This window comes from Blautia sp. AM29-29 (assembly GCF_003480555.1).
In the GTDB taxonomy this organism is placed as follows: Bacteria; Bacillota; Clostridia; order Lachnospirales; family Lachnospiraceae; genus Fusicatenibacter; species Fusicatenibacter saccharivorans.
This window is the reverse complement of record NZ_QUJD01000009.1, coordinates 16419-29014: the sequence shown is the minus strand read 5'-3', so window position 1 is coordinate 29014 and position 12596 is coordinate 16419. Positions and strand designations below refer to the sequence as shown.

The window sequence follows — 12596 nt, the reverse complement described above, 5'->3', positions numbered from 1 at the left end:
CCTCCCTTATTTCTTTCTTCCACGGCCGTTTTTGTTTTTCTTCTTGCTCTTTTTCTGTCCTTCTGCAAGAGGAATTATGCCGAGTGTACTGACACCCAGATAACGTTCTACATCTTCGGAGGTCTGGATGGTGTCATTTGTCAGATAAACAATAATGATGATGACAATCGCGATAAATGCACCTGCTATTGCACCGATCAGCCCGTTTTTCTTAATACTTGGGCTTACCGGCTCATCTGGAATATTCGCCTCATCTACCACATTTACAGCTTCTGTGTTCATAACGTTCTGAATATGATCTGATGCTGCTACACGGATTGCATCCGCCATCTGGCTTGCTACATACGGATCTTCGTCTTTTACTGTAATCGAAAGGATACGCGTATCGTTCTGTGTAGTAACAGTAATTTTGTTCAAAAACTCCTCATAGGTAAGATCCAGATTTAACTGTGCAATAACGGTTTCAACAACCTGACGGCTCTGAATCAGCTCCGCATAGTCTTTGGTTAAAAGAGAACTTGCCTGCAGATCTCCACTTGTTACAGTACTGCTACTGTCCTGTTTTGACAGTACATACATTTTTGTCGTCGATTCATACTGCGGCTTCATAAATACTTTGCTGACCAGTACCATCAGAAGGCCAAGTGCCAATGCAGCTAAAATCACATAGCCAATTTTGCTCCAGAGCACACGAAGCAGTTCCAGTAAATCGATTTCAATTTCATCCTGATTCTGTTGATTCGTTTCCATCTTCTTCTCCTGACTTTTTTTAGATTTCTCCGGCATCCCTTAAGATTTCCATCGGATTATCGTGGAAAATCCTTTCGGCATATGCCTCTCCCATTTTTTTTGAAACATAGGCAGCGCCTGCTCCTATGTTGGGAATACGTGTTTTTGTGTTGTGGGAATCGCTGCCGACAAAACCGAGCAGATCTTCCTTCATCAGTTTTCTGCAGTAGCGTTTTGCCCCCCACGTATACTTTCCAAGTATACTTTCCACATTCACCTGCAGTCTTGCGCCCATATCCACCAGATCGCTGGAAAATCCGACGCTCTTTACCGTTGCCTGATAGCGCTCCACATGCGCGATAATCGGTTCATAACCGCAGGACAGTACATTGTAGACTCTCTCACGGATATGCTGTGCGGAATCTCCCTCGGAAAATTCCAACAGAACATAGGATGAACCGGCCATGGTCACATATTTCCGTTTTTCCAGGATATCCTGAAGATCCATGTTCGAGTGAAGTTCACACCCGAGATAAAGCGACATATCCGGATATTCCTTTTTTGCCGCTTCCTGCAGTTTCAGAAACTGCTCATGTACCTTTTTTGCCGGTGTTTCAAACATCCGCCGCCGATAATGCGGTGTGATGATAATCTTCCTGACCCCGTCCTCGTGCTGCATTTTCAGCATCGCCAGCGACTCTTCCAGGTCAGCTGCACCGTCGTCTACCCCCGGGACCATATGGCAGTGTACATCAAATAATTCCTTCATACCTTATCCCTCTTTTTGTGTTCTTTCTTCAAGTCACGCATACTTAGACATTCTACTTTAGTATACATCCTTTTGTGATCTCTGGCAATACAAAAAACATACTCTGTATTTATTTTTTAACATTTTTGTCAAACTTGCCTAAAATGAGGGATAAAAAAGAGACCCCCATTTTCATGTCGGCCTCTCCCGTTATTTTCTGCAGATGAAAACCCCTGCCTCTTTTGTGATCGCAATTCCGCCGTGTTTCTGAATTTTCTTTTCCAGAAATTCTTTGAATTCCCGCTGTCTCGGATACAGATACTCATTCTGATTTCCATGGCAGGAAAGGATATAGTCCAGAAGCGGCTCCGGCCGGTCGACCCAGAGACTGTCCTCGTAGATTCTTTTCTCTACGCTGCCAAAATAAGGCTTTAACTGCTTTTCTCCGTGATCCAGACCAAAAATAGTATACAGCGCCACCTCCGAAAGATTGATCTGCGGATCAAACTCCTGTACCAGATCGGTAATCTCTTTCATATGGCCTTTTCCATACGTACTGCAGTAGAACACGCCGTCATCTGAAAGCACACGGCTGATTTCCTGCAGACCGCGGGACAGATTCTGGACATAGAACAAAACATGATTTGCAATAATCCGGTCGTATTCCGCATCCGGAAACGGAAGCTTCTGGCAGTCCAGTGTCCGGAAATCAAAACAGAATGCCTTTTCTTCTCCCAGATTTTCCGCCGCATCCCGGATCATGCCGTCCGACAGGTCAGACAGACAGATATACTTTCCTTTCAGCACGGATGGCTCCGCTTTTTTCCAGAGCTGCCCGTTTCCGCAGCCGATCTCCAGAATCCGGCGCGCACCGTCAAAATCCATCTGTTCCAGAAGCCACGGGAACCATCCCTTTTTATTTTGGGAATACTGCTCGTGCAGCGAAATACGGATATTCAGGTTTTCCCCGTTTTTGTACTGCTCCACCAGCATCTTTTCCATATCGGTCAGATGAATCAGGTTCAGAATGCCGGTCCAGTCGATCTGGTTCGTCTCCTCCAGAATCTGTGTCGTATTCTGCAGCGCCTTTTCCATCTGCTCCAGATTTTCCATCTTCTTGTGCACAAGTCCGATCTGCATTTTCAATGATTTCAGAATATCCGCACTCGTATCGTGAATCGTCATATTTCCGATCTCATTCAGGGAAAATCCGAGATATTTCAGCGATAAAATTTTCTGCAGCTTCAGAAAATCCTCATCCGAATACATCCGATAACCGGATTCGTTAATAAAGCTCGGCTTCAGCAGCCCTTTTTTGTCGTAATAGCGAATTGTCCGAATGGTCACATGGGCCATCCGGGCAAATTCACCAGTGGTATAATATTGATCCATATCCACCACTCCTTCGCAAAAGCCGCTTTTTTGCGGCCTTTGCATTTCACTTTTCTCTCTTACAGACGGTCTTTATACATCTCAGCGAAGTAGTTCTGATACTCACCGCTGATGATGTGTTTCCACCAGTCTTCATTGTCCAGATACCACTGGATTGTCTGTGCAATTCCGGTATCGAAATTGTATTTTGGTTTCCATCCAAGCTCAGTCTCGATCTTGGTCGGGTCGATTGCATATCTTCTGTCATGGCCCGGGCGGTCTTTTACGTATTTGATCAGAGATTCCGGTTTGTCCAGAGCTTTCAGGATGGTCTGTACTACCTGAAGGTTTGTTCTCTCGTTGTGTCCGCCAATGTTGTAAACCTCGCCTACTTTACCTTTATGGATAATCAGGTCGATTGCTTCGCAATGGTCGGATACGTGCAGCCAGTCTCTGACATTCTCACCGTTTCCGTATACCGGAAGCTCTTCGTCTGCCAGTGCGCGGCTGATCATAAGCGGAATCAGCTTCTCCGGGAAGTGATACGGGCCGTAGTTGTTAGAGCATCTGGAAACGGTAACCGGGGTACCGAAGGTTCTGTGGTAAGCCAGTACAAACAGGTCTGCGCTTGCTTTGGATGCAGAGTACGGGCTGGAGGTGTGGATCGGGGTATTCTCTGTAAAGAACAGGTCCGGGCGATCCAGCGGAAGGTCTCCGTAAACCTCATCGGTAGATACCTGATGATATCTCTTTACGCCGAATTTTCTGGAAGCATCCAGCAGTACACGGGTTCCCATTACGTTGGTCTGAACAAAGATGCCAGGATCCTCAATGGAACGGTCTACATGGCTCTCTGCTGCGAAGTTGACAACAACGTCAAATTTCTCTTTTTCAAACAGATCCATGATGAAAGCTTCGTCTGCGATATCACCTTTTACAAATTTGTAGTTTGGTTTGTCCTCAACCGGTTTCAGAGTCTCCAGGTTTCCCGCATAGGTCAGCAGGTCCAGGTTTACGATCTGATAATCCGGGTATTTGTTTACCATATGATGTACGAAGTTTCCGCCGATAAATCCGGCTCCGCCTGTTACTAATACTTTCATGCTTTTTCTCCTTTTTGGTGTGTTTATCTTCTCAGTTTTATGTCAATTCAACTTGTTGTACTCTCACTATAATGGGTGACGTTGCGTCATGGTCAAGAGGAGAATGAAAAAAGTTTGTGAAAATCTTGTTTTTTCCCCTCCTCCCTGTCTATCTTAGAATTTTTACGGCGATTCTCGTAATATACTGTTCCATTTCCTGACTGGTCAGCGCGTCCACCATATATTCCTCATAAAAGCGGTCGTCCAGCAAAAGTCTCTGTTCCGTGGCATACCGGAACAGCTTCCGGTACGCCGCTTCAATTCCCTGCCATGGTCCTTTATAATAATAGCAAAGATACTCTCCCTCCGGCCGAACCGTGTATCGCACTTTCGCCGGCACACGATCAAAAATCAGATAGAAATCACGGTAATCCAGAAAATTCCCCGTTTCCAGTGTTTCCCGTTTCTGAACAAACCCCACATTATACGAACTTCGATTTCCGTATTGCCCGCAGTAAGCATAGAGCTCTCCGATTTTCTGATTGACTGCCAGATTATCCGCTGATTCGCTGTGATTTGTGACAAGATACTGCAATGGCAGGGTATGAATCCCTACAGGACAGAAGGGATCTTTTTCAAACGCCTCACGGCATTCCGCCGATGCCTGTGCCAGAAACCGCTTCTTTTCCCCAATCCAGCGCTGCATCTCGCGGAGCCGCTGCATTTTTTCACGCACCACCTTCTCCTCCTGTTCCAGCAGTACTCCGAATTTTTCAGGACTTCGCTGTTCCAGATAATTTCGAATCTCTGCCAGCGGCATGCCCAGCTCCCGCAGCATTCCGATCACATCAAACGTTTCCATCTGATCCATCGCATAATACCGGTAGCCGTTTGTCCCTCTTCTTTTTGGTACGAACAGCCCAATCTCATCATAATGGAAGAGCGTTTCCTTTGTCGTACCTACCAGCGCTGCAAATCGCCCTGCGCTTAAATACTCCTGTTTTCCCATTTCTTACTCCTTTTCCTAAACATTTGCTCTCGGAATTTTTCCTGTTTTTCACCTTTTTTGCACTTGACTATAGGGTTACCCTATCCTTTATAATAGCAAACGATTCAAATTTTCACAAGAAATCTTTCCCATCTAAAGCGTGTCTGAAAAAGGCTTTTCACACATAAAAAGGAGGTTTTCGATTATGAGTCAGTCACTCGCCAAAGATTTCAACTTCCGCTCTCTGCTGAAGTTTGCGTTTCCATCGATCATCATGATGATCTTTATGTCTCTCTACAGTATTGTGGATGGCTTTTTCATCGCACAGTACGTGGACAGCATGGCGCTTTCCGCCGCCAATATCGTCTATCCTGCCGTCAGCATTCTTCTTGCCGTCGGCATCATGTTCGGTACCGGAGGCAGCGCCGTCGTCGCTGCAAAGATCGGACAGGGAAAACAGGAGGAAGCCAACCGTAACTTTTCTGCCCTTACCCTTACCACACTGATCATCGGTATTCTGGGTGCAGTGCTCGGCAACCTGTTTTGCCGTCAGATCTGCAGTCTGCTCGGTGCAACGCCGGTGCTGATGGATTACGGTATCGCCTATCTGCGGACGATCCTTTCCTTTGCCCCTGTCTGTCTTCTCCAGGCGCTGTTCCAGTCCTTCTTTGTAACGGCAGGACGCCCGGGACTCGGACTTTCCCTTACGGTGTCCGCCGGCATTACCAACATGCTTCTGGACTATCTGTTTGTCGTTCCGCTCCATCTTGGTGTTGCCGGAGCTGCCCTTGCCACCGGCCTTGGCCAGTGCATTCCGGCCGTTGCCGGCATTTTATACTTTACCTTCGCCCGCAAAGGCCTTCGCTTCACCCGTCCGGAATTTTCCAAAGGCCTGCTCTCCACAAGCTGCTTCAACGGTTCCTCCGAGATGGTCAGCAATCTTTCTGCAGCCGTTGTCACTTACCTTTTCAACATGCTGATGCTGAAATTTGAGGGCGAAATCGGTGTTGCCGCCATCACGGCGATTCTGTACGGACAGTTTCTCTTTGTTGCGCTGTACCTCGGCTACAGTATCGGCGTTGCACCTGTGTTCAGCTTCAACTACGGCAGCCGGAACAAACAGCGGCTGATCCGGCTTTACCGCATCAGTATCCGCTTCGTTGTGGTAAGCTCTGTGATCATCGCACTTGTGGCCGCCTTCGGCTCTCCGGTCATTTCCGCCGTTTTCATGCAGAAAGGCACGTACGGCTTTGAACTGACACGCCACGGCGGATATCTGTTCTCCATCGCTTACCTGTTCTGCGGTACGAATATCGTCGCCTCCGGCATTTTTACGGCACTGTCAGACGGAAAGACCTCTGCTTTGATTTCTTTTTTGCGAACCTTCGTCTTTATCGTTCTCTCCGCGCTGCTTCTGCCGCTCGTGCTTGGCACCAACGGTGTGTGGCTGTCGATTCCGGTCGCCGAATTTCTGACGCTGTTCATCTCCGTGCCGAAGCTGTCCCGCTATTTCAAGGATCCGAAAGTCGCAACGGAGACGCAAACAAGTCCCAACTGATCTTACCGACTTCGCTGATTCTCAAAACCCCGCACAGGGATCCGTTGTTTTCACAGGATCCGCTGTGCGGGGTTTCTCTTTTGCTACCACTTTTTCCCCGGGCAGTCCCGCAGTGCAATCGCTGCCCGCATCTCCACGTAGCAGCCGCACATGCGGCACATGCCGGACAGCAGCTTTTCACACTCCTTACAGATGGAAAGCCGCCGCTCGTATTCCTCCTCCGGCGTTTTATCGTCCGCCGGAATTCTTGCAATATAATCATACATATTCTGAAAAAAGCCTGCCTCGTCCATCTCACGAAGCAGGCATTTTTTACAGATCCTGGTATTTCCGTCCATCAAACTCCTCCGGAACCGAATCTTTTTTCATCCCAGATATCTTCTGGTTTTTATGGTTTTCCTATTTTACGGCGATATGAAGCACACTGCACGCCGGAATGGTAAAGGAAATTCCCTCTTTTGTTGCCTGCACACCGTCAAAGCCCTGAACGCCAACCGTCTCCGGCTCTTCAAAGGTGTTTTTATCCTGCATATGGCCGGTTACGATCTCGGCTTTGATCTCGCCGGCTTCTTTTCCGAGAAGTACCGCCTCTACCGGATATGCTTTCTCCAGATCCACATTCGTCATCGTGATATGAAGTACACCGTTGGCATCTACCGAAACAGATTCCGTCAGATTCGGAACCATGTATTCGTCTTCCAGACCAACCTGCTCCGTTTCCAGAGAGCTTGCCAGAAGATCATTTTCCTGATGTACCTGATACAGATCGAAAACATGATACGTCGGAGTTTTGACCATTTTTTCACCCTCTGTCAGGATCATCGACTGCAGAACATTGACCATCTGTGCGATATTTGCCATCTTGACACGGTCGCTGTGTTTGTTGAAGAGATTCAGGTTGATCCCTGCGACCAGTGCGTCACGCATGGTATTCTGCTGATACAGAAATCCCGGATTTGTTCCAGGCTCTACATCATACCAGGTACCCCACTCATCCACGATCATACCGACCTTTTTGTCCGGGTCATACTGATCCATAATGGCGCTGTGGCGGCGGATCAGCTCTTCCATGTACATCGTCTTTTTCATGGTCTTATACCAGTCTTTTTCCGCAAACTCCGTTGCACTTCCCTTGTGATCCCAGGTTTCCGGCACCGTATAGTAATGAAGCGACAGGCCATCCATCATGCCATGCTGCTGTGGGGAGATTCTGCGGAAGCATGCTTTCATCACTTCCTGCGTCCACTCATAATCATCCGAATTGGCGCCGCAGGCAATCTTCCGGATCTTTTTGTTTCCATCGTAATCACGCACAAAGGTCTGATATCTGCGGTACATATTTCCGTAGAATTCCGGATTCATATTTCCGCCGCAGCCCCAGTTCTCATTGCCGATGCCGAAGAAATCGACGGTCCACGGCTTTTCGTGGCCATTTTCCGCACGAAGGTCTGCCATCGGAGATACCCCGTCAAATGTCATATATTCAACCCACTCCGACATCTCCTGTACAGTACCGCTTCCCATATTTCCGTTGATATAGGTTTCACATCCGATCTGACGGCAGAGTTCAAAAAACTCGTGGGTACCGAAGCTGTTGTCCTCGACAACACCGCCCCAGTTGGTGTTGATCATTTTTTTGCGGCTTTCTTTCGGTCCGATACCGTCTTTCCAGTGATATTCATCTGCAAAACATCCGCCCGGCCAGCGCAATACCGGAACTTTGATATTTTTCAGTGCTTCAACAACATCGGTACGCATTCCGTTCACGTTCGGAATATCGGAATTTTCTCCTACATAGAGTCCTTCATAAATACATCTTCCCAGATGCTCCGAAAACTGTCCCTGGATTTCCTTATTGATTTTTGAAAGCTTTCTGTTCGCATCAATTACTAACTTAGCCATAACTTGTCCCCTTTCGAGATCTTAAATTTGGCTTTATTATAGGAGATGTATCTCACTTGTGTCAATGAGCGTACAAGTTGTTTCCCCATGATTTTTTCAAAAAGTGCGGCCGTCTGGCTGCTGACCAAAAGGCCGCTTGTTTTATTTTTCATTCTGCATACAAAAAAACCGCCCTGGTTTTCACCAGGACGGTTACCGTCCGTGCGTTAGAGGATTCGAACCCCCGACCTTTTGGTCCGTAGCCAAACGCTCTATCCAGCTGAGCTAAACGCACATTTCTTTGTCGCTTTAGAACTCTTTGTTTATCACTCGTTCCCGCTGACATCATGTATATTACACTATCCTAAGAGAAAAGTCAACACCTTTTTGAAAAAAATTTAAAATTTTTTCGAATAACAGTTTTTTGTGAAAATAAGGGCTTTTTCCCCTATTTCACAGTCCGCACCAGGTAGTCTTTCTTTCGCAGTTCCTCTTCAATCAGATCCAGGGTCTGCGCAGAGTCTGCCGATACGGTATGAAAATGTTCCCCTGATGTGATATTCTTCAGCGGCCGTGATTTTCCCTGCCGGATTTCTTCCATAAACAGTGCCACCTTATTTCGTGAACTGATATTAAGTTCCGCCCGCAGTTCTCCGTAAACCTCGTGACGCACAATCACATCCAGCACAACGCCGCCGAAATCCACAATTGTATTCAGCTCGTCCTGCATCTGCTCATCCGTGTGATTCACCTCAAAGACCCGCGTCTCTCTCACCGGGCTGCTGCAGATGTAGCCGCGGTTTGTCGCAATCACATCGTATCCGGCAGCGCGGATCAGGGCAATGTCCTGGACAATCACCTGACGGCTGACTTCACAGCTCTTCGCCAGCGCTGCACCGGAGACCGGCGTCTTACTGTTTGTTATTCTTTGAAGAATCTCTTCTCTTCGTTCCTTTCCACTCATCATAAAACAAGACCTCGCATTTCGTACACTTCCCTTATCTTATCACACTTTCCGCCGTTTCTACAATAGCAGGAAATCATTTTCCAAAAGCTTTGTCAAGGACTAAAACTTTATGAAATTTTCCGGGCTCTCGTATATTCGTCCCGCCAACTGCCAATCATGAACGTATAACAGTAACGAACGGTAACCATACGTTCCATGTTTCAGGAGGATGCATACCATGGCGATCAATAAAGTTGAACTGTGCGGAGTCAATACATCACGCCTTCCCGTACTGAATGCCGAAGAAAAAGAGACTCTGCTGAAAAAGGCCCGCGAAGGAGATGCTGCTGCCCGCGAACGCTACATTCAGGGCAATCTGCGCCTTGTCTTAAGCGTGATCAAGCGCTTCTCCAACAGCAGTGAAAACGCCGACGATCTCTTTCAGATCGGCTGTATCGGCCTGATTAAGGCGATTGATAACTTCGACACGACCTTAAACGTCCGTTTCTCCACCTATGCCGTGCCGATGATCATCGGTGAAATCCGGCGGTATCTGCGTGACAACAATGCGATCCGCGTCAGCCGTTCCCTCAGGGATACTGCCTACCGCGCCATCTGCGCCCGCGAACTTTATCTCAAGCAGAACCAGAAAGAGCCTTCGATCGAGGAAATCGCCGCTGAAATCGGCATTGGAAAAGAGGATATCGTCTATGCCCTCGATGCAATCCAAAGCCCAATGAGTCTGTATGAGCCCGTCTACACGGAAGGCGGCGATACCCTGTATGTCATGGATCAGTTAAGTGATAAGAAAAATAAAGAAGAAAACTGGGTGCAGAACCTCGCCCTGCAGGACGCGGTCGCCCGTCTCAATGAGCGCGAACGCCAGATCATCCGCATGCGTTTCTATGAGGGGCAGACCCAGATGGAGGTTGCCCGGGAAATCGGCATCTCGCAGGCGCAGGTCAGCCGGCTGGAAAAGTCCGCCCTGCGCTCTATGCGGAATTATCTCTCCGACGAGCGGTAACGCCCGCCGTTCACTGAATTTCTGCAAACTCCAGCCGGTAATCCGACGGCGGCATTCCATAGTGTTTCCGGAACACACGGGAATAGTAAAAGGGATCTTCAAATCCGCACGACAGCGCCGTCTGTTTGACCGTCATCCCCATCTGCAGCAGCTTTTCTGACTGCTGCAGCCGATATTCCAGCAGATACTGTCCTGGTGACCAGCCGATTTTCTTCTGAAACAGACGGTTCAGCGTTGTGCGGCTGACCGCCATTTTCCGCGCAATTGTCTCCGCGCAGAACTCACTCCTGTGATACCCTGCGGCAATCAGAGCCATCGCTTCCATGATCCGCGGATCTTCCTTCTTTCTCTCCTCCCGCTGCGGCTCCGCCAGATCCTGGTACACGCCCAGAAGCGCAAGCAGCACACCGACGGCCTCCTGGCTGTTCCGGCGATAGAGTTCCATCTGGCAGAGACGCTCAAAATACGGCAGAAGCCTTTCCTGACGGAGAGGCGGCGCCGCCGGCTGCTGTGGGTTCAGTACCGACCGTGCCAGAATCTGCCGGCATTGTTCCCCGACAAAATCAACCCACACATATTCCCACGGCTCGTTCTCATCCGGCGCGTACTGCACCACCTGCTCTGGACAGATTAAAAAGCTCTGTCCGGCGGTAAGTGTGTACGTCTTTTTCCCGCAGGTAAACGTTCCCTTTCCGCTTATAATATAATGTATAATATAGCACTGCCGTACACCCGGCCCCCAGGAATGCAGATCATGGCAGTCCTGCCGCCCGGCATCGACAGGCCGGATCCCGTTCATTTCTGATACAAGCATATTCTTTCCTTTTCCCGTATTTTATTCTTTATGAAGCAAAAATCCATGCTTTTGTCTTAAAATTCCATGGTTTCGCTCTGGAAATCCATCTATACTCAAAGTACATCAAAACTTACGGGAGGTCAATACTATGATCAAACTTACACCGCCGATGGGCTGGAATTCCTGGAACACCTTCGGAGAAAATATCAATGAAAAAATGATTTTTGAAACTGCTGATGTCATGGCCGAGAGCGGCCTGCGCGATAAAGGATACGAATATCTTGTCATCGACGACTGCTGGTCTTTACGTGAACGCGATGAAAACGGCCGTCTTGTGCCGGATCCGGAAAAATTTCCGCATGGTATGAAAGCCGTTGCCGATTACGTTCATTCCAAAGGGCTGAAATTCGGTATGTATTCCTGCGCCGGAAACATGACGTGTGCCGGCTACCCTGGCAGCTATGAGCACGAATTTGTCGATGCGGAAACTTTCGCATCCTGGGATGTTGATTTCTTAAAATACGACTACTGCTACCACAGCCCGATCCTGCACGGAAAATATCTGTACCGCCGCATGGGACTGGCACTCGAGAACTGCGGCCGCGACATTCTCTTCTCTGCCTGCTCCTGGGGTGCTGATGAAACGCATGAGTGGATCAAAGAAACCGGCGCTTCCATGTGGCGTTCCACCGGCGACATCTTTGATACCTGGGATTCTGTCAAAGATCTCGTGGCACAGCAGGAAAAACTGCATCCGTACAACGGCGTCGGCTGCTTCAACGATATGGACATGCTGATCGTCGGCATGCATGGAAAAGGAAATGTTGGACTGGCCGGCTGCAGCGATGTCCAGTATCAGACACACTATGCACTGTGGGCATTCCTTGGCTCCCCGCTGATGATCGGCTGCGACATCCGCGAGATGAGCGACGAAACCCGCCGCATTCTCATGAATGACGAAATGATCCGCATCAACCAGGATCCGCTCTGCCGTCAGCCGTATAAAGTGAAAAACCATGCATGGAATGACAACGTTCTGATCTATGTGAAGGCACTCGCAGACGGAGATCTCGCCATCGGTATGTTCAATCTCAGTGATGAAAAATCACGTGCAGCCATGAATCTCGATGAAATCGGCCTTCCGTTCTCCACCGGCCGTACTCTGGAACTTACTGAGGTCTGGACCTGCGAGAACCTGTGTGCAAACAATGCATCCCTTGTCACAGAACTCGAGCCGTTTGCATCAAAAGTATACCGTGCAAAGGTCGTAAAACTCTGATGGCACGCTGTATGCAGTGCGGCAAAGAACTCACACATAACGAGATCGGCGCCCACCGTAAATTTATCAACCGCGGCGCAGAACAGTTTTTCTGCAAGCAGTGTCTTGCCGAGCATCTCGGTGTAACGCCGGAGCTCATTGACGAAAAGATCGAACAGTTCAAGCGACAGGGGTGTACACTGTTTGTATAGACC

At 48.6% G+C, this 12596-nt stretch carries 13 protein-coding genes and 1 tRNA gene; 4 read left to right on the top strand and 10 right to left on the bottom strand.

Annotation, left to right across the window (positions count from 1 at the left end):
* Nucleotides 1–6: 6 nt before the first annotated feature.
* The 5 genes from DW769_RS08050 to DW769_RS08030 all read right to left on the bottom strand — a co-directional run bounded on the left by DW769_RS08050 (nucleotide 7) and on the right by DW769_RS08030 (nucleotide 4939).
* Nucleotides 7–750 (bottom strand): YveK family protein, encoded by a 744-nt coding sequence (locus DW769_RS08050; protein WP_055228010.1) that lies wholly within the window; start codon nucleotides 748–750, stop codon nucleotides 7–9.
* Between the two features lie 19 nt (nucleotides 751–769).
* Entirely contained in the window at nucleotides 770–1498 is a 729-nt protein-coding gene (locus tag DW769_RS08045) for a CpsB/CapC family capsule biosynthesis tyrosine phosphatase (RefSeq protein WP_055227942.1), read from the bottom strand.
* Between the two features lie 189 nt (nucleotides 1499–1687).
* Nucleotides 1688–2869 (bottom strand): MerR family transcriptional regulator, encoded by a 1182-nt coding sequence (locus DW769_RS08040; RefSeq protein ID WP_055220499.1) that lies wholly within the window; start codon nucleotides 2867–2869, stop codon nucleotides 1688–1690.
* Nucleotides 2870–2928: 59 nt separating this feature from the next.
* The gene (gene rfbB / locus DW769_RS08035; RefSeq protein WP_022461570.1) at nucleotides 2929–3951 is read right to left on the bottom strand and encodes a dTDP-glucose 4,6-dehydratase; all 1023 of its coding nucleotides are present in this window, start codon (nucleotides 3949–3951) and stop codon (nucleotides 2929–2931) included.
* A 148-nt stretch (nucleotides 3952–4099) separates the two neighbouring features.
* Nucleotides 4100–4939, bottom strand: a complete 840-nt coding sequence (locus tag DW769_RS08030; protein ID WP_118750221.1) for a MerR family transcriptional regulator — start codon at nucleotides 4937–4939, stop codon at nucleotides 4100–4102.
* Nucleotides 4940–5123: 184 nt separating this feature from the next.
* Between DW769_RS08030 and DW769_RS08025 the strand changes: the two genes are divergently transcribed.
* A complete protein-coding gene (locus DW769_RS08025) occupies nucleotides 5124–6476 on the top strand; it encodes an MATE family efflux transporter (RefSeq protein WP_118750220.1) in 1353 nt (450 codons plus the stop codon).
* A gap of 83 nt (nucleotides 6477–6559) precedes the next feature.
* Here the strand turns inward: DW769_RS08025 and DW769_RS08020 are convergent, their stop codons facing one another.
* The 4 genes from DW769_RS08020 to DW769_RS08005 form a co-directional block, all read right to left on the bottom strand.
* Complete coding sequence (locus DW769_RS08020; protein WP_055220495.1) at nucleotides 6560–6814, bottom strand: DUF6171 family protein; 255 nt, start codon at nucleotides 6812–6814, stop codon at nucleotides 6560–6562.
* 61 nt (nucleotides 6815–6875) lie between these two features.
* A complete protein-coding gene (locus tag DW769_RS08015) occupies nucleotides 6876–8378 on the bottom strand; it encodes an alpha-N-arabinofuranosidase (protein ID WP_055227939.1) in 1503 nt (500 codons plus the stop codon).
* A gap of 200 nt (nucleotides 8379–8578) precedes the next feature.
* Nucleotides 8579–8652, bottom strand: a tRNA-Arg gene (locus tag DW769_RS08010).
* Between the two features lie 153 nt (nucleotides 8653–8805).
* Nucleotides 8806–9321 carry a transcription repressor NadR gene (locus tag DW769_RS08005; RefSeq protein WP_055220692.1) on the bottom strand — a complete coding sequence of 172 codons (516 nt, stop codon included), beginning with the start codon at nucleotides 9319–9321 and terminating at the stop codon, nucleotides 8806–8808.
* 220 nt (nucleotides 9322–9541) lie between these two features.
* Between DW769_RS08005 and sigG the strand changes: the two genes are divergently transcribed.
* On the top strand, nucleotides 9542–10327 hold the full coding sequence (sigG, locus tag DW769_RS08000) for an RNA polymerase sporulation sigma factor SigG (protein ID WP_055220491.1): 786 nt from the start codon (nucleotides 9542–9544) through the stop codon (nucleotides 10325–10327).
* A 10-nt stretch (nucleotides 10328–10337) separates the two neighbouring features.
* On the opposite strand, the gene DW769_RS07995 is transcribed toward sigG, so the two are convergent.
* Nucleotides 10338–11141, bottom strand: a complete 804-nt coding sequence (locus DW769_RS07995) for an AraC family transcriptional regulator (RefSeq protein ID WP_117509373.1) — start codon at nucleotides 11139–11141, stop codon at nucleotides 10338–10340.
* A gap of 130 nt (nucleotides 11142–11271) precedes the next feature.
* On the opposite strand from DW769_RS07995, the gene DW769_RS07990 reads away from it, so the two are divergent.
* Together DW769_RS07990 and DW769_RS07985 are read left to right on the top strand one after the other, a co-directional pair.
* On the top strand, nucleotides 11272–12402 hold the full coding sequence (locus DW769_RS07990) for a glycoside hydrolase family 27 protein (RefSeq protein WP_117813728.1): 1131 nt from the start codon (nucleotides 11272–11274) through the stop codon (nucleotides 12400–12402).
* Nucleotides 12402–12593, top strand: coding sequence for a hypothetical protein (locus DW769_RS07985; protein WP_022461561.1), 192 nt, complete (start codon nucleotides 12402–12404; stop codon nucleotides 12591–12593). Before DW769_RS07990 ends, DW769_RS07985 begins: the two co-directional genes overlap by 1 nt.
* The last annotated feature ends 3 nt before the right edge of the window (nucleotides 12594–12596 follow it).